The organism is Pseudomonas sp. CFBP 8771, from assembly GCF_014841695.1.
GTDB classification, from domain to species: Bacteria; Pseudomonadota; Gammaproteobacteria; order Pseudomonadales; family Pseudomonadaceae; genus Aquipseudomonas; species Aquipseudomonas baltica.
In genome coordinates this window covers 329,270-352,688 of record NZ_JACYUJ010000002.1, presented here as the reverse complement: position 1 = coordinate 352,688, position 23,419 = coordinate 329,270, and the positions used below count along the sequence as shown (strand labels likewise).

Annotated in this window: 19 protein-coding genes; 8 read left to right on the top strand and 11 right to left on the bottom strand. The window is 63.0% G+C overall.

Features of this window, described 5'->3' with window-relative positions; translation table 11 throughout:
* The first annotated feature begins 8 nt into the window (after window positions 1-8).
* Window positions 9-797 (top strand): 3-oxoadipate enol-lactonase, encoded by a 789-nt coding sequence (gene pcaD, locus IFT80_RS06175; protein WP_192136987.1) that lies wholly within the window; start codon window positions 9-11, stop codon window positions 795-797.
* A gap of 12 nt (window positions 798-809) precedes the next feature.
* Window positions 810-1,202, top strand: a complete 393-nt coding sequence (gene pcaC / locus IFT80_RS06170) for a 4-carboxymuconolactone decarboxylase (RefSeq protein WP_185793997.1) — start codon at window positions 810-812, stop codon at window positions 1,200-1,202.
* A 48-nt stretch (window positions 1,203-1,250) separates the two neighbouring features.
* Here pcaC and IFT80_RS06165 read toward each other — a convergent pair whose 3' ends face one another.
* The 4 genes from IFT80_RS06165 to IFT80_RS06150 form a co-directional block, all read right to left on the bottom strand.
* Complete coding sequence (locus IFT80_RS06165) at window positions 1,251-2,516, bottom strand: OprD family porin (RefSeq protein WP_122479409.1); 1,266 nt, start codon at window positions 2,514-2,516, stop codon at window positions 1,251-1,253.
* A 327-nt stretch (window positions 2,517-2,843) separates the two neighbouring features.
* Window positions 2,844-4,298, bottom strand: coding sequence for an AdeC/AdeK/OprM family multidrug efflux complex outer membrane factor (locus tag IFT80_RS06160; protein WP_122479408.1), 1,455 nt, complete (start codon window positions 4,296-4,298; stop codon window positions 2,844-2,846).
* Window positions 4,295-7,471, bottom strand: coding sequence for an efflux RND transporter permease subunit (locus tag IFT80_RS06155; RefSeq protein ID WP_192057636.1), 3,177 nt, complete (start codon window positions 7,469-7,471; stop codon window positions 4,295-4,297). Before IFT80_RS06155 ends, IFT80_RS06160 begins: the two co-directional genes overlap by 4 nt.
* A gap of 3 nt (window positions 7,472-7,474) precedes the next feature.
* A complete protein-coding gene (locus IFT80_RS06150; protein WP_122479406.1) occupies window positions 7,475-8,623 on the bottom strand; it encodes an efflux RND transporter periplasmic adaptor subunit in 1,149 nt (382 codons plus the stop codon).
* Between the two features lie 258 nt (window positions 8,624-8,881).
* On the opposite strand from IFT80_RS06150, the gene IFT80_RS06145 reads away from it, so the two are divergent.
* Entirely contained in the window at window positions 8,882-9,514 is a 633-nt protein-coding gene (locus IFT80_RS06145) for a TetR family transcriptional regulator (RefSeq protein WP_192136986.1), read from the top strand.
* A 137-nt stretch (window positions 9,515-9,651) separates the two neighbouring features.
* The gene (locus tag IFT80_RS06140) at window positions 9,652-10,548 is read left to right on the top strand and encodes a DMT family transporter (protein WP_122479404.1); all 897 of its coding nucleotides are present in this window, start codon (window positions 9,652-9,654) and stop codon (window positions 10,546-10,548) included.
* Between the two features lie 56 nt (window positions 10,549-10,604).
* Here IFT80_RS06140 and IFT80_RS06135 read toward each other — a convergent pair whose 3' ends face one another.
* The gene (locus tag IFT80_RS06135) at window positions 10,605-12,113 is read right to left on the bottom strand and encodes an MDR family MFS transporter (protein ID WP_342214335.1); all 1,509 of its coding nucleotides are present in this window, start codon (window positions 12,111-12,113) and stop codon (window positions 10,605-10,607) included.
* A gap of 125 nt (window positions 12,114-12,238) precedes the next feature.
* Window positions 12,239-13,168 (bottom strand): AraC family transcriptional regulator, encoded by a 930-nt coding sequence (locus IFT80_RS06130; RefSeq protein WP_122479402.1) that lies wholly within the window; start codon window positions 13,166-13,168, stop codon window positions 12,239-12,241.
* Between the two features lie 311 nt (window positions 13,169-13,479).
* On the opposite strand from IFT80_RS06130, the gene IFT80_RS06125 reads away from it, so the two are divergent.
* Window positions 13,480-13,818, top strand: a complete 339-nt coding sequence (locus IFT80_RS06125; RefSeq protein ID WP_122479401.1) for a putative quinol monooxygenase — start codon at window positions 13,480-13,482, stop codon at window positions 13,816-13,818.
* Window positions 13,819-13,860: 42 nt separating this feature from the next.
* Window positions 13,861-14,100: a hypothetical protein gene (locus tag IFT80_RS06120; protein WP_192136985.1), complete on the top strand. Its 240-nt coding sequence runs from the start codon at window positions 13,861-13,863 to the stop codon at window positions 14,098-14,100.
* Here the strand turns inward: IFT80_RS06120 and IFT80_RS06115 are convergent.
* The 5 genes from IFT80_RS06115 to bglX all read right to left on the bottom strand — a co-directional run bounded on the left by IFT80_RS06115 (window position 14,093) and on the right by bglX (window position 21,691).
* Window positions 14,093-14,719 carry a flavin reductase family protein gene (locus tag IFT80_RS06115; protein WP_122479399.1) on the bottom strand — a complete coding sequence of 209 codons (627 nt, stop codon included), beginning with the start codon at window positions 14,717-14,719 and terminating at the stop codon, window positions 14,093-14,095. The genes IFT80_RS06120 and IFT80_RS06115 overlap by 8 nt on opposite strands.
* 96 nt (window positions 14,720-14,815) lie before the next feature.
* A complete protein-coding gene (locus tag IFT80_RS06110; protein ID WP_185793992.1) occupies window positions 14,816-16,135 on the bottom strand; it encodes an MFS transporter in 1,320 nt (439 codons plus the stop codon).
* 160 nt (window positions 16,136-16,295) lie between these two features.
* Window positions 16,296-17,624 (bottom strand): sigma-54-dependent transcriptional regulator, encoded by a 1,329-nt coding sequence (locus tag IFT80_RS06105; protein ID WP_122479397.1) that lies wholly within the window; start codon window positions 17,622-17,624, stop codon window positions 16,296-16,298.
* Window positions 17,621-19,375, bottom strand: a complete 1,755-nt coding sequence (locus tag IFT80_RS06100) for a sensor histidine kinase (protein ID WP_342214334.1) — start codon at window positions 19,373-19,375, stop codon at window positions 17,621-17,623. Before IFT80_RS06100 ends, IFT80_RS06105 begins: the two co-directional genes overlap by 4 nt.
* A gap of 24 nt (window positions 19,376-19,399) precedes the next feature.
* The gene (gene bglX / locus IFT80_RS06095; protein WP_192136984.1) at window positions 19,400-21,691 is read right to left on the bottom strand and encodes a beta-glucosidase BglX; all 2,292 of its coding nucleotides are present in this window, start codon (window positions 21,689-21,691) and stop codon (window positions 19,400-19,402) included.
* Between the two features lie 223 nt (window positions 21,692-21,914).
* Between bglX and IFT80_RS06090 the strand changes: the two genes are divergently transcribed.
* Both IFT80_RS06090 and IFT80_RS21715 read left to right on the top strand, forming a co-directional pair.
* A complete protein-coding gene (locus tag IFT80_RS06090; protein ID WP_192136983.1) occupies window positions 21,915-23,120 on the top strand; it encodes a class I SAM-dependent methyltransferase in 1,206 nt (401 codons plus the stop codon).
* 85 nt (window positions 23,121-23,205) lie between these two features.
* The gene (locus IFT80_RS21715; RefSeq protein ID WP_342214176.1) at window positions 23,206-23,418 is read left to right on the top strand and encodes a response regulator transcription factor; all 213 of its coding nucleotides are present in this window, start codon (window positions 23,206-23,208) and stop codon (window positions 23,416-23,418) included.
* The last annotated feature ends 1 nt before the right edge of the window (window position 23,419 follow it).

Sequence of the window (23,419 nt, the reverse complement as noted above, 5' to 3'; positions counted from 1 at the left end):
AGATGAGCGTGGCACAGGTACAACTCGCCGACGGCGAACTCGATTACAGTCTGCAAGGCCCCGAGGACAAGCCGGTACTGGTGCTGTCCAACTCGCTGGGCACCGACCGGCACATGTGGGACAGCCAGATGGCCGCCTTCACCGAGCATTTTCAGGTGCTGCGCTACGACACCCGCGGCCATGGCCGATCCCTGGTGACCCCGGGCACCTACACCATCGAGCAGCTGGGTGGCGACGTGCTCGCGCTGCTCGATGCCCTGCGACTGGACAAGGTGCACTTCTGCGGCCTGTCCATGGGCGGCTTGATCGGCCAATGGCTGGGGATCAACGCTGGCGAGCGCCTGCACAAGCTGGTGATCTGCAACACGGCGGCGAAAATCGGTACCCAGGACGTCTGGAACCCTCGGATCGAAATGGTCCTTGGGCAGGGCGAGGCGGCCATGCAGTCGCTGCGCGACGCCTCCATCGCGCGCTGGTTCACCCCGGCGTTCGCCGAAGCCAGCCCGGGCGAAACCCGGCGCATCACCGACATGCTCGCGGCCACTTCGCCCCAAGGCTACGCCGCCATCTGCGCGGCCGTGCGCGACGCCGATTTCCGCGAACAGTTGGGTGCCATCCAGGTACCGCTGTTGGTGATCGCAGGCACCGAGGACGCTGTGACCACGCCCGCCGACGCGCAATTCATCGTCGAGCAGGTGGCCGGTGCGCAGTACGCCGAGTTTGCCGCGGCGCATTTGTCCAACGTTGAAGTCGGTGCGCCTTTCAGTGCCCGCGTCGTCGAATTTCTGTTGCGCTGAAGGAGCACGTCCATGGACGAAAAAGAACGCTACGAAGAAGGCCTGAAAGTCAGGCGAGCGGTGTTGGGCGATGCCCATGTGGAACGCAGCCTGAACAACCTGACCGAGTTCAATACCGAGTTCCAGGAGATGATCACCCGCCATGCGTGGGGTGATATCTGGACCCGTCCGGGCCTGCCGCGGCACACCCGCAGCCTGGTCACCATCGCCATGCTGATCGGCATGAATCGCAACGACGAGCTCAAGCTGCACTTGCGTGCGGCGGCAAGCAACGGTGTCACCCGTGAAGAGATCAAGGAAGTCTTGATGCAGAGCGCCATCTATTGTGGCATTCCGGCGGCCAACGCGACGTTTCACCTGGCCGAATCGGTATGGGATGAGCTGGGCGTCGAATCCCGCCAGTGACGCCCGAGCGGGCCGGTGCGGGCGACATGCCCGTCACCGGCGCGAGGGTTACAGAATGCTCAGCGGATAGCTGACGATCACCCGGTTTTCGTCGAACTCGCTGGTGCTGTAGTCGCGGCGCATGGTCGAGTTGCGCCAGCGCATGTTCAGGCTCTTGAAGGTGCCCGACTGCACGGTGTAGGCCAGTTCGGTTTCGCGGCCCCATTCCTTGCCGTCGGTGACGGTGGCGGTGTGCACATTGTCGCCGCTGATGTAGCGGTTCATCAGGGTCAGCCCCGGTACGCCCACGCCGGCGAAGTTGAAGTCATGGCGCAACTGCCAGGATTTCTCCTTGGCGTTCTCGTAGCTGGAGTTGTAGCTGTCGTTGGCCAGGGTGCCGCCACTGGTGCCGTTGACGCGCATCCAGCCATTGTCGCCGGTGACTTTCTGCAGACCGACATAGAAGGTGTTGCTGCCGTACTTGGCCGACAGCAGCGCCGACCAGGTCTTGTTGTCCAGGTCACCGGCCCGTGCGCTGCCGTCCTCCTTGCCATGGAAGAAGCCCAGGTTGGCACCCAGGGTCCAGTCGCCCAAGGGCTGGCTGTGGAGAATCTGCAGGTACTGCTGCTGGTAGATGTCCTTGAGCTCGGCATTCCACAGGCCGACCAGGGTGTTCTTGCCGTTGAAGGTGTACTCGCCACCGACGAAATTGAAGCGGTCGGAAGTGATGCCGGCGCGGCCCTGCAGGAACATGTCCTCCATGCTGGCGTCGTTGCGCGGGCTGTTCTTGCGGAACTGGCCGCCGTATAGCGTCAGGCCGTCGATTTCCTGGGAGGTGACCTGTCCGCCCTGGAAAGTCTGCGGCAGCGAGCGCCCGTCATCCGAGCGCAGGATAGGCAGCACCGGCATCCATTCACCGACCTTGAGCACGGTCTTGGATATCTTGGCCTTGGCGGCCACACCCAACCGACCGAAATCGTCGGCCGGGTCATTGCCGTCATGCACAGGCAACAACTGCGTGCCATAGGTACCACGGCCGCCGTCGAGCTTGACCGAGTACATGCCCAGCACGTCCACACCGAAGCCGACCATGCCTTGGGTGTAGCCGGACTTGGCATCGAGAATGAAGCTTTGGGTCCATTCCTCGGACTTGCTCTGCGGGAAGGCCGGGTTGGTGTGATTGCGGTTGAAGTAGAAGTTGCGCAGGTTCAGCCCTACCTTGGCGTCCTCCAGGAAGCCGGACTCGGCCGCAAAGGAGGGCAGGGCGGCCGTGGCAACGGTCAGCGCAATCAGGTTGGGCAACAGACGGGGTGAACGACGGAAGTGCTGGCGCATGGGGTAAACCTATTGTTATTGATTTTATGATTGACGCACGCTTGTACGAGCAGGTCATGCATGTTTCTAAGTGTTGCGCGGATGGTGCGTTGGGGTGACGCCCGATTCAACCGACCGCACGGGAATACGTGCGATAACCGAACACTAACTAACTGGTTAATAACAAGTCAGTTATCTGGTCATCAGACCACTATTGCTCAAGATTGAACTTTCGGCCAGTCCCGTGTGACATTTTCTTCAGGGGCTACCCTGTTCGTGCCGACGTCGCCGCCTGACCTGCATAAAAAAACCACCGCAGGCGGTGGTTTTTTCTTGCAACGTTGCGCTTCAGCTTTTCGGCGCCTGCGCTGGCTGTGCCAACTGGGCCTGGCCCGTACGCTCGTACCAGCCGCCACCCAGGGCCTTGTACAGATTGACCTCGCTGGTCAGCTGCGAAAGCCGGTCGGTGATCAGCGATTGCTGAGCACTGAACAGCGAGCGCTGGGCATCGAGGAAGGTCAGGTTGCTGTCGATACCGATCCGATAGCGACGCTCTGCCAGGCGGTAGTAATCCTGGTTGGCCTGTACCGAGTCACGCTGGGCCTGCAACTGCTCGTTGTAGGTCTTGCGTGCGGCGAGGCCGTCGGACACTTCCTGGAAGGCCGTTTGAATGACCTTCTCGTAGTTGGCGATGTTGATGTCCTTCTGGATCTTCGAGTAGTCCAGGCTTGCACGCAGCGCGCCGGCGTTGAAGATCGGCAGGCTGATGCTGGGCGAGAACAACCAGCTGCCGGAACCGGCGTCGAACAGGCCGGACAACTGGCGGCTCGAAGTGCCGGCGTTGGCGGTCAGGCTGATGCTGGGGAAGAACGCTGCGCGAGCCGCGCCGATGTTGGCGTTGGCGGCCAGCAAGGCGTGCTCGGCTTCGAGGATGTCCGGGCGCCGGGTCAGCAGCTGCGACGGCATGCCTGCGGGCACTTCGCTGAGCAGGTCGGCATCCAGGCCACGGGCTTCGGGCAGGTCCACCGGAATGCGCGTGCCCAGCAGCATGGTCAGGCTGTTGCGGTCCTGGGCCACCTGGCGGTGGTAGCGGGCCAGGCTGACCCGGGCGGTTTCTACCGCGGTGCGCGCCTGGCTCAGGTCCAGGGCCGAGGACACGCCCACTTCGGTGCTGCGGCTGGTCAGCTTGAGGCTCTGCTCGAACGCGCCCAGGGTGTCCTGGGTCAGTTTCAGCAGCGCCTGGTCGGCCTGCCAGGTCAGGTAGGCATTGGCCACGTTGGCCACCAGGCTGATCTGGGTGGAACGACGTGCCTCTTCGCTGGACAGGTAGGTCTGCAGCGCCTGTTCGTTGAGGCTGCGGATGCGGCCCCACAGGTCCAGTTCATAGGCGCTGACGCCCAGGGTGACCCCGTACTGGCTGGAGATGCCCGACTCGCCAAGCTGCGACAGGTCGGCCGGTGTGCGCTGACGCGTACCGGTGCCGTCGGCGTTGATCGCCGGGAACAGATCGGCGCGCTGGATGCGGTACTGCGCCCGGTAGGCCTCGATGTTCAGGGCCGCCACGCGCAGGTCGCGGTTGTTCTCCAGCGCCACCTGCACCAGGCGCTCGAGCGCCGGGTCGGTGAAGAACTGCCGCCAGCCTTGCTCGGCCGCAGCCACTTCGGCCGCATCGGCGGGCGCGTAGGCCTCGCCTTGCGGAAACTGCTCGGCCACTGGCAGGGCAGGCTGCTGGTACTCGGGGATCATCGAGCAGCCGCCGAGCACGAAGGCGGCGACAGCGATGGATATCAGTGACTTGCTCATTGGCCAGCCTCTTCGTGTGTAATGGCTTTGTCGTTGCCCTTGTCCTGCTCGTGTTCCTTGTCGTATTTGCTCTTGAACATCGACGACACGGCCACGTAGAACATCGGCACCCAGAAGATTGCCAGGACGGTGGCGGTGATCATACCGCCGATCACCCCGGTACCGATGGCATGTTGGCTGCCCGAACCTGCGCCGCTGGAAATCGCCAGAGGGACAACGCCGAGGATGAACGCCAGGGACGTCATGATGATCGGCCGCAGACGCATGCGGCACGCCTCGGCTGCTGCATCGACCAGGCTCTTGCCCTGTTCGTGCAGTTCCTTGGCGAACTCGACGATCAGAATGGCGTTCTTCGCCGCCAACCCCACCGTGACCAACAGGCCCACCTGGAAGAACACGTCGTTGGACAAGCCGCGCATGCTGGTGGCGATCAGCGCACCGATCACACCCAGCGGCACCACCAGGAGCACCGCGATCGGGATCGACCAGCTTTCGTACAGGGCTGCCAGACAGAGGAACACGAACAGCAGCGAGATCGCATAGAGCGCCGGGGCTTGCGAGCCGGACAGACGTTCTTCGTACGACAGGCCGGTGAACGAGTAGCCGATGCCATCAGGCAGTTTCTTCGCCAGCGCCTCGACCTCGGCCATGGCATCACCCGAGCTGTAGCCCGGTGCCGGCGTACCCAGGATCTCCATCGCCGCCACGCCGTTGTAGCGCGACAGTTTGGGCGAACCGTAGATCCACTCACCGGTGGCGATGGCCGACAGCGGCACCATGGTCCCGGAGTCGTTGCGCACGTACCACTTGTTCAGGTCTTCGGGGGTCATCCGCGCTGCCGCTTCGCCCTGCACATAGACCTTCTTCACCCGACCGCGGTCGATGAAGTCGTTGACGTAGCTACCGCCCAAAGCGATGGACAGGGTCTGGTTGATGGTCGACAAGGTGATGCCCAGGGCACTGGCCTTCTCGTCATCCACGGTGAGCTGGTACTGCGGCTCGTCGTTCAGACCGTTGGGACGCACGCCCGCCAGGATCTTGCTCTGGGCGGCCATGCCGAGGAACTGGTTACGTGCCTCCAGCAGTTTTTCGTGGCCAACCCCGCCCTGATCCTGCAGGTAGAAGTCGAAGCCCGATGCGTTACCCAGTTCCAATACCGAAGGCGGGACCACGGCGAAAACCATGGCATCGCGGAAGCTGGCGAAATGCTTCTGCGCCCGCTCGGCGATCTTGAACACAGTCGTCTCGGCGTCGCGCTCACCCCAGGGTTTGAGCATGACGAACGCCAGGCCCGAACTCTGGCCACGACCGGCGAAGTTGAAGCCGTTGACACTGAACACCGACTTCACACCAGCGCCTTCGCCATTTTCCCCGTCGAGCAGGAAGGTGCGCATCTCGTCGATGACCTTCTGCGTCCGTTCGGCCGAGGAGCCTGCAGGCGTCTGCACCTGGGCGAAAATCACGCCCTGGTCTTCTTCAGGCAGGAACGCCGAAGGGATGCGGGTGAACAGGAAGATCATGCCAGCGAAAATGATCAGATAAACGATGAACGCCGGCAGCTTGTGCGTGACCATGCGCTTCACGCCGTTCTCGTAGCTGACCACGCTGCGGTCGAAGGTTCGGTTGAACCAGCCGAAGAACCCACGCTTGGGTTGGCCGTGTTTTTCCGGATCGATCGGCTTGAGCATGGTGGCGCACAATGCCGGGGTGAAGATCAGCGCGACCAGTACCGACAGCGCCATGGCCGAAACGATGGTGATCGAGAACTGTTTGTAGATCACACCGGTGGAGCCGCCGAAGAAGGCCATCGGCAGCAGTACCGCCGAGAGCACCATGGCGATACCGACCAGCGCGCCCTGGATCTGCTCCATGGACTTCTTGGTCGCCTCCTTGGGCGACAAGTGCTCCTCGGCCATGACCCGCTCGACGTTCTCCACCACCACGATCGCATCGTCCACCAATAGTCCGATGGCCAGGATCATGCCGAACATGGTCAAGGTATTGATGGTGAAACCGAACGCGGCGAGGATGCCGAAGGTGCCGAGCAATACCACCGGTACCGTCATGGTCGTGATGACCGTGGCGCGGAAGTTCTGCAGGAACAGGTACATCACCAGGAACACCAGCACGATCGCTTCGATCAGCGTGTGCACGACGCCGGAAATCGACTCGGTCACGGTCGGCGTGGTGTCGTACGGGTAAACCACTTTCATGCCAGGCGGAAAGAACGGCTCCAGGTTGGCCACGGTGGCGCGAATCGCCTTGGCGGTGTCCAGTGCGTTGGCGCCGGACGCCAGCTTGATCGCCATGCCCGAGGCCGGCTTGCCGTTGAACTGGGCGTCGATGCTGTAGCTCTGGCCGCCCAGGGCGATGCGTGCAACGTCCTTGAGACGTACCTGCGAACCGTCAGCGTCGACCTTGAGCAGAATGTTGCCGAACTGCTCGGCGGTCTGCAGGCGGGTCTTGCCGATGATGGTGGCGTTGAGCTGGGTGCCAGGCACGGCCGGCAGGCCGCCGAGCTGACCGGTAGCGATCTGCACGTTCTGCGCGCTGATCGCGGCGCTGATTTCCACCGGTGTCAGTTGATACTTGTTCAACTTGGCCGGGTCCAGCCAGATGCGCATGGCGTACTGCGAACCGAACACCTGGAAGTCGCCCACGCCCGAGGTCCGCGAGATCGGGTCCTGGATGTTGGAGACGATGTAGTTGGACAAGTCTTCACGGGTCAGCGTGTCGTCTTCGGCCACCAGGCCGATCACCAACAGGAAGTTCTTCACCGACTTGGTCACGCGCAGGCCCTGTTGCTGCACTTCCTGCGGCAACAGTGGGGTGGCCAGGTTGAGCTTGTTCTGCACCTGCACCTGGGCGATGTCGGGGTTGGTGCCCTGGTTGAAGGTCACGCTGATGGTCATGCTGCCGTCGGAGTTGCTCTCCGAGGAAACGTAACGCAGGTTGTCGATACCGTTGAGCTGCTGCTCGATGATCTGTACCACGGTGTCCTGCACGGTCTGTGCGGACGCACCTGGGTAGGTGACCTGGATGTCGATGGCGGTCGGCGCGATGGCCGGGTATTGGTTGATGGGCAGCTTGAGAATGGCCAGCCCACCCACCAGCATGATCACCAGGGCAAGTACCCAGGCGAAAATGGGTCGGTCGATAAAGAATTTAGACATCGATCACTCACCTTTGCCGTTGGCGGCAGGGGCGGACTGTTCAGGAGTCAGGTTGCCAGCATCCTTGACGGTCACATCGGCACCCGGCTTGACGTATTGCAGACCTTCGGTGATCAAGCGATCGCCGGCGTTAAGGCCCTTTTCGATCACCCAATAGGCGCCATCGGTGCGATTGGCCACCAGCTGACGCTGCTCGACCTTGTTGTCCTTGTTGACGATCAAGGCGGTCGGGGTGCCCTTCAGGTCACGCGTCACGCCTTGCTGGGGCGCCAGGATGGCTTCGCTGCGCACACCGGCCTGCAGCTTGGCGTGCACGAACATGCCGGGCAGCAGCACGTGTTCCGGGTTGGGGAACACGGCGCGCAGGGTCACCGAGCCTGTGGCTTGATCGACCGACACTTCGGAGAACTCCAGCTTGCCGGCCTGGGCGTACTCGCTGCCGTCTTCCAGGGTCAGCTTGACCGAAGCGGCGTTGTCGCCAGCCTTCTGCAGCTTGCCGCTGTCAAGGTCGCGTCGCAGCCGAAGCATTTCGGCGGACGACTGCGTCACGTCGACGTAGATCGGGTCCAGCTGCTGGATGGTCGCCAGGGCGTTGGTCTGGCCATTGGTCACCAGTGCGCCTTCGGTCACGTCGGAACGGCCGATGCGGCCCGAGATCGGCGCCATCACCTTGGTGTAGCGCAGGTCGATCTGCGCGCTCTTCACCGAGGCCTCTGCCTGCAGCTGCTGCGAGCGTGCGTTGTCGTATTCCTGGCGGCTGACGGCTTGCTCGTCGATCAGCTGCTTGTAGCGCCCGGCCAGCGACTTGGCCGACTCAAGCGTCGCCTGGGAGCTGCCCAGCGTAGCCTCGTACACCGACGGGTCGATCTGGTAGAGCTGCTGCCCGGCCTTGACCTCGGTGCCTTCCTTGAACAGACGCTTGAGGATGATCCCGTTGACCTGCGGCCGTACTTCGGCCACGCGGTACGCGGTGGTCCGGCCCGGCAGTTCGCTGGTCAATGTGTAGGGTTGGGTTTTCAGGGTAACCACGCCGACCTGAGGAGCTTGCTGAGCCTGTTGCGGGGCTGCTTCTTCCTTTTTGTCACAGCCGCTGAGCAAGGTTGCCAGGGCGACGGCGGATACCAGAGCGGTAACAACTGGCTTGAATTGCATGAAGATCCTCGGGTCGTGAGCGCGGGGGAGGGCTCAAGAATAGTGGAAAGGTAAAAAAATGTTACGACTGGATTAATAGCTTACTAACGAATATACTTACATTCGTGGTTGTTTGTAAACAACTTGATGGCCTGATGCCCGCGACGTTGCGGCGCACCCATCGATATTCCGGACAAGCCCCGCACAAAAGGGATTCCCGGCCTGAGCAGGCGCTGCGTTACGCATCGCGCGTGCATTGAAGATTGAGGTTCGACTGCCATGGTTCGCCGTACCAAAGAGGAAGCCCAGGAAACCCGCAGCCAGATTCTCGAGGCGGCCGAGCAGGCCTTCTACGAGCGCGGCGTGGCGCGCACGACCCTGGCTGACATCGCGACCCTGGCAGGGGTGACGCGCGGCGCCATCTATTGGCACTTCAGCAACAAGGCGGATCTGGTCCAGGCCATGCTCGACAGCTTGCAGGAGCCGCTCGAGGAGCTGGCCCAGGCCAGCGAGAGCGAGGATGAGCCCGACCCACTGGGTTGCATGCGTCAGTTGCTGATCCGCCTTTTCCAGCAGATCGCCGTAGACCCCAAGACCCGCCGCCTCAACGAAATTCTGCATCATAAGTGCGAGTTCACCGATGAAATGTGTGACATGCGCCGCCAGCGCCAGTCGGTCAGCATCGACTGCAATGTGCGCATCGAACGGTCGTTGCGCAACGCCGTGAACCGCGAGCAGTTGCCGCACGATCTGGACACCGTCAGGGCGGCCATCGCCTTGCACGCCTATATAGATGGCATGGTCGGCCAATGGTTGCTCGTCCCCGACAGTTTCGATCTCTATCAGGAAGCGGAGCGTTGGGTGGACCTGAGCCTGCAGACGCTGAGCCTGACACCGGCGTTGCGCAAATAAAGTTCTGAATCAAGTTGTAACAGCGCCCCCGCTCGCGCCATCATCGACCCGACACCATCCAGCCGCTGCCCGAGTACCTGCGTGCGGCGGACAGGTCACGACCGTTACCCTTTCATCATCCTGTTGCGAGCGTGTGAATGAGCGTGCAAAACCCGTTGCTCACCGGGGTCAACCAGCCGCTGCGCGGTATCGCGCTGATCTGTCTGGCAACGTTGCTGTTCGCCAGCCACGACGCCTTGTCCAAGTACCTCTCCGGGCTGTTCCCCATCGTTGTGGTGGTGTGGGCGCGCTACGTGGTGCACACCTTGCTGATGCTGGTCATATTCGTGCCGCAGACCGGGCTGTCCACGGTGATCCGCACCAAGCGGCCGGGGCTGCAGCTGTTGCGCGCGCTGTGCCTGATCGCCACCAGCCTGTTCTTCACCACCAGCCTGCGCTACATACCGCTGGCCGAAGCCACAGCGGTCAACTTCCTGGCACCGCTGTTGGTGACGGCGTTGTCGGTGCCGCTGCTCAAGGAAGTGGTGACCCGCGCGCAATGGGCGGCGGTGATCACCGGCTTCATCGGCGTGCTCATCGTGATCCGCCCCGGCGGTGCCCTGTTCACGCCGGCCATCCTGCTGCCGTTGATATCCGCGTTCTTCTTCGGCCTGTACCAATTGCTGACGCGCAAGCTCAGCAGCATCGACAGCCCGACCACCAGCAATTTTCTCGCCGGTATCTTCAACACGCTGATCATGAGCGCCGCGCTGCCGTTCTTCTGGCAGGCGCCGGGGTGGATCGATGCATTGTTCATGGTCGGGCTGGGCACCTGCGGCATGCTCGGGCATCTGTTGCTGACCCAGGCCTTTCGCCATGCCGCGCCGGCGCTGCTGGCACCGTTCAGTTACGGGCAGATCCTGTTCGCCGGGATGTATGGCTACCTGATCTTCGACCACACCCCCGACATCTTCGGGGTGGTGGGCATCAGCGTCATCTGCCTCAGCGGCCTGGCCGTAGCCTGGGCCCAGCGCAAGAAGCGACCGGTTGCCTGAGCGGGCCCCTTCGCGGGTTCTACCCGCGAAGAGGCCAGGCCTGCCTTGCGCCCAAGCTACTTCTCGCCATGCCCGCGGCCGCGCAATTCCAGATTGGGCAGCGCCAGTGCCACGGCCACTCCCAGCAGGGAGATGCCGGCACTGGCCCACAGCAAGTGCTGGAAGGTCTGCGCCAGTTCCATGCGCAAGGCATCGCGAGCAGGGCCGGCCGCAGCGTTGAGCCCGGTCAGCAGCACGTTGTCGGTCATTACCTCGAGCCCATGACCGCTCAAGGCACCATCCGCCAACTGCACACCGTGCAGCATGGCCAACAGCAAAGCCGACAGACAAGCCACCCCAACAGCGCCGCCTAACGAACGAAACAACGCCAAGGTACTGGTGGCCACGCCGATGTCCCTGGCCTGCACCGAATTCTGCGCGCCGACCAGCGAGGTGGGAAACTGCAACCCGCAGGCAAACCCCGTCAACAGCATGAAGGTCACGCTGAGCAGCAGGTTGTCCGGCGCACTGAACGCCATGCCCAGAATCCCCAGCGGAGCGAGTAACGCCCCGGTCAGAATGATCGGTTTGTAGCGCCCGGTCTGCGATGTGCGACGCCCGCCCAGAAAAGCCCCGATGGGCAACCCCAATGCGAGTGGCAGCAGGTACAGAGCCGCCTGATCCGCGCCGGCACCGGTGACGGTCTGGAAGCGCAGGGGCATCATCACGCTCAGCCCGATGGCCTGGAAGCTGGTGAAAAACACCGTGCACCAGCACAGCACCGCTGCGCGATTGGCAAACAGATGCATCGGCAGCAGCGGTTCGCGAAAGCGTCGTTCATGCCAGACAAAACCCAGCAGCGCTGCCGCGGCAATCACCAGCAGCGCCCACACCTGGGTGTCGTCCAGCCCATGCCCCTGGCCAACGCGGGTGATGCTCATGAGCAAGGTGCTCAGGCCGACGATCATCAGCACCGTACCCAGGTAATCGATGATCGGCGTACGCTGCGGTATGGGCAGCCCCGCCAGCTTGCGGCTGGCGTACCAGCAGGCGAACGCGCCCAGCGGCAGGTTGATCAGAAACACCCAGCGCCACGACAGGTACTGCGTCATGTAGCCGCCCAGTACCGGGCCCAGCACGCTGGCGGCTGCGTACATGCTGCTGAAATAGCCCTGGTAGCGGCCACGTTCGCGCGGCGGCACGACATCGCCGATGATCGCCTGGCTCACCGAAACCATGCCGCCAGCGCCGACGCCCTGCAGCAGGCGCGCCAGCACCAGTTGCTCCATGCTCTGCGCCATGCCGCAGAACAGCGACGCCAGGGTGAACAATCCCGTGCCGATCAGAATCATGCGTCGGCGTCCATACAGGTCGCCCAGCTTGCCGTAGATCGGCGTGGCCACGGTCATGGCCACCATATACCCGGAGATCACCCAGGCCAGGCGGTCGACGTCGTTGAACTGGGCGGAGATCGCCGGCATGGAGACCGCAACGATGGTCTGGTCCAACGCGCCCAGGAAAATGGCCAGCATCAGGGCCACCAGAATGCTCTTGATGGCCGGCGGGGAGTGGCTGAGATCGGTCACAGGTAGGCCTGCAAAGAGACGCCCCGGCAAGATGGCCACGGGCTGCGGTCTTCGAGTGTACTTGATAGCTAGCTATCGGTTCTATTGGTGATCTGCGGTTTTTTTTCAACTCTGCCAGCATGACATCAGAGGCTGATGCGCAGGCGTGCCAGGTCACGCACCGGTGGTGCGCCGAAATGCCGGCTGTATTCGCGGCTGAACTGCGAAGGACTTTCGTAGCCCACGCGATACCCGGCGGCCGACGCATCGAGATCTTCGCTGAGCATCAGTCGACGAGCCTCCTGCAAGCGCAGCTGTTTCTGGTACTGCAACGGGCTCATGGACGTCACGGCCTTGAAACGGTGATGCAGGGTGGACACGCTCAGGTTGACTTCGCGAGCCAGGTCTTCGATGCGCAGGCTGCGCTGGAAATGCCGATTGATCCAGGCAATGGCCTGGCTGACTCGGTGGGTCTGGCTGTGGGCTACGGCGATTTCATACAAGCGGTGACCCTGTTGCCCGCCCAGCAGGCGATAGAGGATTTCCCGCCGCACCAGTGGTGCCAGCACGGCAATGTCCTTCGGTGTTTCCAGCAGGCGTACCAGGCGCAGCACGGCATCGAGAAACGCGGTGTCCATCTGCTCCACGTACAGGCCGCGCTGGGTCGAACGCGAAGGCACGCCCAGTGGCCCGGCGTCGGCGATCACCGCGTTGATTTCGTCGGGGTCGATGTCCAACCGCAGGGACAGGCTAGGGTCGCCGGGGCTGGCATCCAGGATCCGTCCCGAGATCGGCATGGCCACCGACACCACCATGAAGTTCAGCGGGTCGTAGATATAGCGCTCTTCCCCCAGGCGCACCTCCTTGCTGCCGTGGGCAAGGATGCACAGCGCCGGTTGCACCAACGCCGGGAACGACTGCACGCACTCTTCATAGCGCACCAGATGCAAGCCGCTGATCGCGGTGCCATGGCAGCCGGGTGCCTGTGCGCCACGGGCAATGCGCTCGGCAAGTTCGCAGCGACTTCGTTCCAGGGCAGGGTGCAGGGGCAGGGCAGCAGGTGCGGCGGGTTTCATGCAGGCTCCATGATCTGTGCATCACATGACCACGAGGATAATCCGCGCTTAATGCCAAGGGTAGACGATAGCTGCAGGATGTTTGCCCAATCCTGCCAAGTTGTAGGAGCGTCTTGTCCGAACCCGCACGTGCACTGTGCGGATGGGCAGGAAAACCGCCACACAGGGCCGCTTGGGTTGATTGAAACTGCAACCCTGCAGGATCGGGCAAGACCTTGACAGGAAACGGCTAACCCCTGTGGTCCGGGGTTGCGTAACGTTGTCGCTGCAACCTTGTTCACCGCAGACCGTTCAATCAGGGAGAGTCGAGCATGAACTCATTATCTACCGTCAGCCTTTCTACTGTCAGTCACTGTGCCTTGGTCACCGCCCGGCATGGGCATTCCGAACAGGTCGGGCTGGGGTTGTCGGCACTGGTGCGGCCTGCGCTGGGCATGCCCGGCTGCCTGCATTTTGCAGTCCAGCGCAGCCACGGCGACGAGCGATTGTGGCAAGTGGCCGGCGTCTGGCGCGATCACGCCGCGATGACCGCCTGGTTCAAATCGCCCGGCATGCAGGTGTTCTCCGACCTGGTCCAGGGCCTGCTGGTCACCAGCCTCGATCTGCACACCTTCGAGGATGCCGCGATCGAACAGGCCAGCGCGGCCTGAGCTGCGTACAATCGTGGCTTTTGCATAGCTGCGAGGTACGTCATGGCACGCAAGGTATTCGAACATCACGAAGCGGTTTCAGCGGTAGTGCCCAATGAAGGCAGTTACCACGCCGCCATCGCCATCAAGGCCCTGCAGGGCGGTAGTGCGCCGCGGTTTCACAAGGTGCTCGACGGCCAGTCGTTCCGTACCGCGCACGAGGCCGATGGCGCTGCCGCCGAGATTTTGCTGACTCTGGCCGCTGTCGACGATGAAGGCGAGCCGCGCTTCGAGCCTACTTGACCTGCGGTCGGTGCATCTTGAACAGCGCCTGCGGACCGATCTCGAAATAATCGGCCGGCCCGCCGCCGCGCAGGATCGGACCGGCTGCGGCCGTGTCGTAGATCCCGTCCTTGAGCAATGACTTGGCGATGTGCACCGCCACCACTTCACCCAGGATCAGCCAGGTGGACACTTCCTGCTGGTCGGCGCCCTTGAGCTGAATGATCTGCGTCACCTTGCACTCGAACGACACCGGCGCTTCGAGCACCCGCGGCACGCTGACGATTGTCGACGGTGCATGGTGCAGGCCACTGAGTTCGAACTCGTCGACTTCGGGGCCGACCGCGGCGCAGCTCTGGTTCATCTGCTCGGCCAGGGCACGAGTAGACAGGTTCCAGACGAATTCGCCGGTCTGTTCGATGTTGTTCAGGCTGTCCTTGCGTCCCACACTGGCGAAACCGATGATCGGCGGCGTGTAGTTGAAGGCGTTGAAGAAGCTGTACGGCGCCAGGTTCAGGCGACCTTCACGGTCGTGGGAAGAGATCCAACCAATGGGCCGCGGGCCGACGATGGCGTTGAAGGGGTCGTGGGGCAGACCATGGCCCTTGGCCGGCTCGTAGTAGTAGGTGTCATCCGACATCAGGGGCAATCCTCAGCGTTCAGGTGCCCCCAGTGTGCGTCGGCCATGGCGGCCAGTGCAACTGCCCCCGCCTTTGCGGCGCAGGCATGCTCAGCTTCAGTCCGTTTCGATCCGTGAGTGCGTCTTGGTGTCCTTCATGAACACGTACACCAGCAGCGAGCAGGCGATGCAGGCGGTCACGTACCAGTAGTAACCGGTTTCCATGCCGATCTGCTTGAACCACAGGGCGATCAGTTCGGCGGTTCCGCCGAAGATCGACACGGTCAGCGCATAGGGCAGGCCCACGCCCAGCGCGCGGATCTCGGTGGGGAACAGCTCCGCTTTCACCACGGCGTTGATCGAGGTGTAACCGCTGACGATGATCAGCGCCGCCATGATCAGGAAGAACGCACCCCACCAGGTTTGAATGGTGTGCAGCGTGGTCAGGATGGGAACGGTACACACCGTGCCCAGTACCCCGAACGCGATCAGGATGGGGCGTCGGCCGATCTTGTCGGAGAGGGCGCCGACCACCGGTTGCAGGCACATGAACAGGAACAGCGTGGCCGCCGAGATGGCCGTCGAGTCCGCTTTGCTGAAGCCCACCGTGTTGACCAGGTATTTCTGCATGTAGGTGGTGTAGGTGTAGAAAGCCAGGGTACCGCCCATGGTCAGGCCGACCACGGTCAACAGTTCCTTGGGATGGCGCAGCAGGGTGCGCATCGTGCTTTCCTTGGATTCCTTTTTCTGGGTGAAGGAGTCGGTCTCTTCCATGCCACGGCGCAACCACAGCGCCACCACTGCGCACAGCGCGCCGATCACGAACGGTACACGCCAGCCCCAGCTGAGCAGCTGTTCTTCGGTGAGCGTCTGCTGCAGCACGATCAGCACCGCCAGCGCGATCAACTGGCCGGAAATCAGGGTCACGTACTGGAAGCTGGAGAAGAAGCCGCGCCGTTCCCTGGTTGCCATCTCGCTCAGGTAGGTGGCGGACGTGCCGTACTCGCCGCCCACCGAGAGGCCCTGCATCAGCCGCGCCAGCACCAGCAGCACGGGCGCCCAGATGCCGATGGTTTCGTAGCTTGGTGTCAGCGCAATGACCAGCGAGCCAAAGCACATCAGCAATACCGACGCCATCAGCGCAGCCTTGCGGCCCTTGCGGTCGGCGTACAAACCCATCAGCCAGCCACCGATGGGACGCATCAGAAAACCGACGGCGAAGATCGCGGCGGTGTTGAGCAGTTGCGCGTTGAGGCTGTCCTTGGGAAAGAACACCTGGGCGAAATACAGCGAGAATGCCGCGTAGACGTACCAGTCGTACCATTCGACCATGTTGCCGACCGAGCCACTGAAGATCGACTTGACGCGGCTGGCGGTGGTGCGAGGCGGGGCGGATGCAGCGGTTGCCCCGGCGGGCAGGGTGTTGGAGTTATCCATGATGGATCCTTCTCATTATTGTTGGTAGCGCGTTGGTTCGCGCTTGCCAAGGCAATAGCAGGAGCCGTGCCAGCCGCTGCACCCCCCGCTTTCAGAGGGTTCACGAAAAAAAGCCGGCGGATTCTTGCCGATACGAGAGGTGGAGTGAGCGGATTCTTGCCTACTCGCGAAAGTCGTCGCGGGCCAGGCCGTGACGCTGCATCTTTTCGTTGAGGGTGCGCCGAGGCAGTTGCAGTTCCTCCATCACCGACTTGATATCGCCGCGGTGCCGCGCCAGTGCCGCGCGCAGGCATTGGGCTTCGAAGGCTTCCTGTTGTGCCGCCAGGGACAGCCGGACGCTGACCGTTTCCGCCGCTGGCGCGGCCAAGCCCAGCACGTGGCGTTCGGCAGCATTGGCCAGCTCGCGGACGTTGCCAGGCCAATCATGGCTGAGCAACTGGGCCAGTTGCGCCGAATTGACCGGCGGCGCCTGTCGCGCCAGACGCTTCGCGGTTGCCGCGGTGAAGTGATCGAACAGCCGCACGATGTCTTCGCGCCGCTCGCGCAATGGCGGCAGGCGCAGTTCGGCGACATTCAGCCGATAGGCCAGGTCTTCGCGAAACAACCCAGCCCGTGCCTGCTCCAGCAGGTCGGGCTTGCTCGCTGCGACCAGCCGCAGGTCAACCGGAATGCTCTGGTTGGAGCCCAGGCGCTCGAGCTTCTGCTCCTGCAGCACACGCAGCAGCTTGGCCTGCTGAGCCATCGGCAGGCTCTCCACTTCGTCGAGAAACAGAGTCCCGCCGTGGGCGTACTCCAATTTGCCGATGCGCTTGCCCTGGGCGCCGGTGAACGCACCGCTCTCGTGGCCGAACAGTTCGGCCTCGAACAATGCCTCGGGAATCGCGGCACAGTTGAGCGCTACGAAGGGTTTGCCAGCCCGTGGGCCGAAATCGTGCAGGCAGCGCGCAACCAACTCCTTGCCACTGCCGGTTTCGCCACGAATCACCACGTTGACCGGCAACTGCGCCAGATCCAGTACCTGGCGCCGCAGCTGGGCGATGGCGGGCGCAGCGCCAAGCAGGGTCGCCTGCAATTGCTCGCTGAAATCGGCCCGACTGTGCAGGCGCCGGTTTTCCAGAACCAGTCGACGCTTGTCCTGAGCGCGCTGCAGGCTGGTCAACAGGCTTTGCGGGCTGAAAGGCTTCTCGAGAAAATCGTAGGCACCCTCGCGCATGGCCTGCACCGCCATCGGCACGTCACCGTGCCCGGTCAACAGAATCACCGGCAACTCGGGGTCGCGGGCCTGGACCTGTGCCAGCAGGGCGAGCCCGCCCATGCCCGGCATGCGCACGTCGCTGAGTATGACCCCGGCGAAATCCGCCGGCAGCTGCGCCAGGCAGTCTTCGGCCTGGCTGAAGCGCTGCACCGAAAAGCCGCTGAGGCCCAACCACTGTTCAACAGCGTCGCGAATGCTCGCTTCGTCGTCGATGACCATCACTTGATTGCTCATGCAGGCTCCGTATCGATGGGCAGGGCAAGGGTGAAACGTGCGCCGTGTGCCAGGTTTTCCGCGCTCAACTGGCCGCCGTGTTCGTGAGCGATCGCCAGGGAGACCGCCAGCCCCAAGCCGAGGCCTTCGCCGATGGGCTTGGTGGTGAAGAACGGGTCGAACAAGTGTTCGAGGTGCTCGCTGGCGATGCCGCCACCGCTGTCGGCAATGTCCAGCTGCCATTGCTCGCCATGAAGCTGCAGGCTGATGTGCATGTCCTTGGCCGGCACCCCGGTCATGGCGTCCAGCGCGTTGCGCAACAGATTGATCAGCACCTGTTCGAGGCGAATCACGTCGCCGCGGACATAGGCCGGCCGCCGGACCTGCAACTGCAGGCGTACACCTGCCGTATGCAGGGGTGTCTCCAGCAACTGCAAGGCTTGATCGAGCACCTGCGCCAGGTCGACTCGTTCGCGCACGCCGGCCGGGCTCTTGCGCGCGAAGGTCTTCAAATGGGTGGTCAAGGCCGTCATGCGTACCAACATCTGTTCCAGCGGCGCCAGGGCCTGGCGCGCGGCGTCGATGCGATCCTGATCGAGCAACAGCCGCAGGCTCGCCAGCTGCATGCGCTGCGCTGTCAGCGGCTGGCTGATCTCGTGGGCCAAGGCCGCCGACATCTGCCCCAATGCCGCCAGTTTGGCCGCCTGGACCAGGCCCTCCTGAGCATCGCGCAGCTCCCGGGTGCGTGCCCTGACCAGTGATTCCAATTGCTCGCGACCGCGCTGGCGCAGCGCAGCCAGGCGCCGACGCTGATTCAGCCAGAGGCCGCCGAAGACCAGGCTCAACCACAGGCCGGCCGCTGCCAGCGCGGCATTGCGGCTGTCCTCAGTACTCGCCATGGGAGGCTTGAGCAAGTGCAGGGTCCAGCCTTCGCTGGCCATCGGCAACGATGCCCACAGGTAGTCGGCCGTGCCTTGAGGGCCGTTGACGCGCACGTGCCGGGCCGCTCCATCGAGGTTGCCCAGCACCTGGTGGTCCAGCGGCTGCAAGGCTTGATCGTGATACTGACGGGTGCGCTGCAGTTCGGCGCGGTCGGCCTCGCTCAAGGGGTGCAAGGTGCGATACCGCCATCCCGGTCGGTTGGCGATGAACACCACCCCGCGCGCGTCACTGACCAGCAAGGTATCGGGCCCCTGCGCCCATTCCTGTTCCAGTTCGGGCAGCTCGAGCTTGACCACCATGGCACCGAGAAAACCGTCCCGAGCGTCCTTGATCGCACTCGACAAGAAGTAGCCGGGAATGCCGCTGGTCACGCCTACCGCATAGAAACGCCCGCTGCCCTGGCTGACCGACTGGCTGAAATAGGGACGGAAGGCGTAGTTGTGACCCACATAGCTGGTCGGCAGACGCCAGCTGCTGGCTGCCACCGCCAGCCCCTGATGGTCGAGCAGTTCCAGGGTCGACGACCGCGCCGCCGCGTTGATGCGCTCAAGCTTGCGGTTGAGCATGTTCTGGGTGGCCGGATCGATCGGCCCCTGCAGCGACTGCTGCAGCTGAGGATCCAGCGCCAGTACGGCAGGCAGGGTGCGATACCGTTCGATCAGGGTGTGCAGGCTGTTGGCGTACAGCGCCAACTGGCCATTGCTGCGTGCCGCCTCCTCGTTCTGCGCCAGCAGCTGGGCGTGACGGCCCGCCCATACGGCGGACAACGACGCGCCGGCCACGATGACCAGCACGATGACGGCCAGGCGCGGGGCGCGGGAACCGGTCACGGGCGCTATCGAGCCGTTGCCGACCTACAACAACTCGAAGGTGGCCTCTTTGACGTCCTCGGAGTCCAGCCCGATCATCACGGTGAACTGCCCGGCCTCGGCGGCCCGCACCAGTTGCTGGTTATAGAACTTCAGATCACCCTCGACGATATCGAATGTCAGGGTCTGGCTTTCGCCCGGCTTGAGCATCACCTTGCGGAAATGCTTGAGCTCTTTGACCGGTCGAGCCATCGAAGCAGCGACATCACGCAGATACAGCTGAACCACGGTCTCGCCGGCGACCTTGCCGACGTTGCGCACGTTGATGCTGGCCGTCACCTTGCCGTCGCGGCTCAGGCGCTTGCTCGACAGGCTGACGTCCGACAGGCTGAAGTCGGTGTAGCTCAAGCCGTAGCCGAAGGGGTACAGCGGGCCCTGCTCGCTGTCGAAATACTGCGAGCTGTAGTTGCCCGGATGCCCCGGCGTGAACGGTCGGCCGATGCTCAAGTGGCTGTAGTACAGCGGCACCTGGCCGACCGAGCGCGGGAAGGTGACCGGCAGTTTGCCGGACGGGTTGTAGTCGCCGAACAACACGTCGGCAATGGCATTGCCCCCTTCGGTGCCGCTGTACCAGGTTTCCAGCACCGCATCTGCCTGGCGCTGTTGTTCGCCAATGGTCAGCGGGCGGCCGTTCATCAGCACCAGAACCAGCGGTTTGCCCGTGGCGCGCAGTGCAGTGATCAAGGCTTGCTGGGTACGCGGCAGGTCGAGGGCAACACGGCTGGCCGATTCATGGGTCATGCCGCGCCATTCGCCCACCGCGGCCACGATCACGTCGGCATCGCGTGCCGCTGCCAACGCCTCGTCGATCAAGGCCTGGCCGGAGCGTGGGTCGATGGCCTGCTTCACGTGCTCGGGGTTGAAGTGGGCGATGAAGTCCAGCGTCGCACGGTCATCGGTGAGATTCGCCCCCTTGGCATAAGTGACCTTGGCGGGGTCGGCCACGGCATTGCGCAATCCGTTGAGCAACGTCACCGATTGCGTCGCGACGCCGGCTGCCGACCAGCTGCCGAGCATGTCGTCCGGCGCGTCGGCGAGGGGGCCGATGAGGGCAATGCGCGCGTCTTTTTTCAGCGGCAGCGTCTGCTTCTGGTTTTTCAGCAACACCAGCGTCCTGCGCGCGACATCACGCGCTTCGGCGCGATGCAGGCGGCTTTCCGCGTTGACGTCGGCCGGGTCGTCCTGGGCCTTGCCGATGCGCAGGTACGGGTTGGCGAACAGGCCCATGTCGTATTTGGCGCCAAGCACCTCGCGCACCGCGTTATCGATGTCGGCCTGGCTGATCTGGCCGCTCTTGAGCAGCCCCGGCAGATGTTCGCCGTACGCCTGGTCGTTCATGCTCATGTCGATGCCGGCCTTGATGGCCAGCTTGGCCCCCTCACGGTCGTCGCTGGCCACGCCATGCTTTATCAATTCATGAATTGCACCGTGGTCACTGATGGTGACGCCCTTGAACCCCCATTGCTTGCGCAGCACATCCTGCATCAGCCAGGTATTGGAGGTCGCCGGCACACCGTTGATGGAGTTCAGGGCGACCATCATGCCACCTGCGCCAGCATCGACCGTGGCGCGATAAGGCGGCAGGTAGTCCTGGAACATCCGTTGCGGGCTCATGTCGACGGTGTTGTAGTCGCGCCCGCCCTCGATCGCGCCGTACAAGGCGAAGTGCTTGGCGCTGGCCATCATTCGGTCCGGGTTGGCCGGGCTGGGGCCCTGTATGTTTTCCACCATCACCCGGGCAATTTTCGACACCAGGTGGGTGTCTTCGCCAAACCCCTCGCTGATGCGGCCCCAGCGCGGATCGCGAGAGATGTCGACCATCGGCCCGAAGGTCATGTCGATACCGTCGGCCGCCGCTTCGGCGGTCGAGGTTCTGGCACTCAAGGCAATGGCTTCCATGTCCCAGCTCGCGGCCAGGCCCAGGCTGATCGGAAACTGCGTCCGGTGACCGTGGATCACGTCGTAGGCGAAGAACATGGGAATCTTCAGGCGACTGCGCTGCGCGGCATCCTGCATGGGCCTGTTGTCGGCGCGAGTAACCGAATTGAAAGTGCCGCCGATGCGCCCTGCGGCGATCTCGGCCTCGATGCGCTGGTGAGTCATTTCCCCACCGATGGCGATCAGGCGCAACTGGCCGATCTTCTCGTCCAGGGTCATGCGTGCGAGCAGGTCGGCAACGAATGCATCCTTGTTCTGCGGACCTAGGGAAGGGCTATCGGCATACGCGGTTTGCAAGGCCAGGCCAACGACGACACCCAGCAGACACAGCTTGTTCATTGAGTTCTTCTCTCTGGCCTACCGCAGGGATGCCGCAGCCGATTACGGGTGACAGTGTTTTTATAGTTTGCCGGAGGTGTTTTAACGTATCGGCGCTCGTCAATCCAGTCGGGTGCCGGGATTGATACAAATGCATCCGCGCAAGCAGCGTCGAATCAAATCCCCCAAGTCCATTCACAGCCACTAAAATGCCTGCCTGAATAGACCCGAGATCCGTTTCGCCATGTCCGTCACCGACCCCCGCGCCGAATTCCTTGCCCTGCTCGACACCAGCCTGGCGCAGAACGCTTTCATCAAAGTGGTGCTGGCTCGCCATGTCGGCCAGGAACCGGACCTGCAGCGGCTGATCGTCAAGTTGGCGACCATCAAGGGCGAGCCTTGCCTGTCGTTCGTGTATCGCTACAAGACGCGCGACATCACCAAGAACTTCAGCCTGACCGATGGCCAGCAATTCATTGCCGACGCCTTGCCCGACACCTTCAAGAACGCGCACCTGCTGACCTTGACCGACGAGTTGCAGCTCGAATTCAGCAAGAAGAACAAGGCCAGCCTGCACCGCAACAAGCAACAGCAGGAGCGGGCCGCGCCGGAATTGGGTCACGATCGGGAGAAGAAGCGTTATCTGGAGCTGAGCCGGCCGTTTCTGCATGACCTGGGTGTCACCGACAAGCAGCAGCAGTTGATCCCGGCGATGTCGCGCAAGTGGAAACAGATCAACAAGTTCATCGAGGTGTTTTCCCACGCCTTCGCCTCGTCCGTGCTGGCCAGGACAGACGCGCCCGTGCGGGTCGCCGATTTCGGCTCGGGCAAGGGTTACCTGACGTTCGCCATCCATGACTATGTGGCCAACTCGCTGCAGCGTCAGGCTCAGGTCACCGGCGTCGAACTGCGTCCGGACATGGTCGAGTTGTGCAATACCGCCGCCGCATCCTTGGAACATCCGGGGCTGGTGTTCGAGTGCGGTGACGTGCGTTCGGTGGTGCCCAGCGAGATCGACGTGATGATCGCCCTGCATGCCTGCGACATCGCCACCGACTACGCCATTCACACCGGCATTCGCTGTGGCGCGGCGATCATCATGTGCTCGCCGTGCTGTCACAAGGAAATCCGCCTGCAGATCCAGAGCCCAGGCTTGCTCAAGCCCATGCTGCAATATGGCCTGCATCTGGGCCAGCAGGCCGAGATGGTCACCGACAGTTTGCGCGCCCTGCTGCTGGACGCCTGTGGCTACGAGACCAAGGTGTTCGAGTTCATTTCCCTGGAGCACACCAACAAGAACAAGATGATTCTGGCGGTCAAGCGCGACACGTCCGGCCCGTCCGCCGAAGCGCTGGCGAAGATCGAGGAACTGAAAGCCTTCTACGGCATTCGCGAGCAGCGTCTGCAGACCCTGCTGCAGGAAGACGGTCTGCTGGGCCAGGCGCTGTGAGGCATCGGGACTACAAGTCGCCGGCATTGTGACCCACCCCTGACGAGCGCCACCATGAGGCTCAAGTCAAGGGTTGGAGTTCGCAGTGACGCTCGACATCAAGCTGACGCCGCGCGAGCAGGAAGTGCTCGTCTGGAGTGGCAGGGGCAAATCCTCGTGGGAAATCTCGCGCATACTGGCCTGCTCCGAGGCCACGGTGAATTTCCATTTCGCCAACATTCGCCGCAAGTTCGCCGTGGGCTCGCGCAGCGTGGCCGTGCTGCTGGCGCTGCAGAAAGGTCTGATATCGCTGTGGTGAG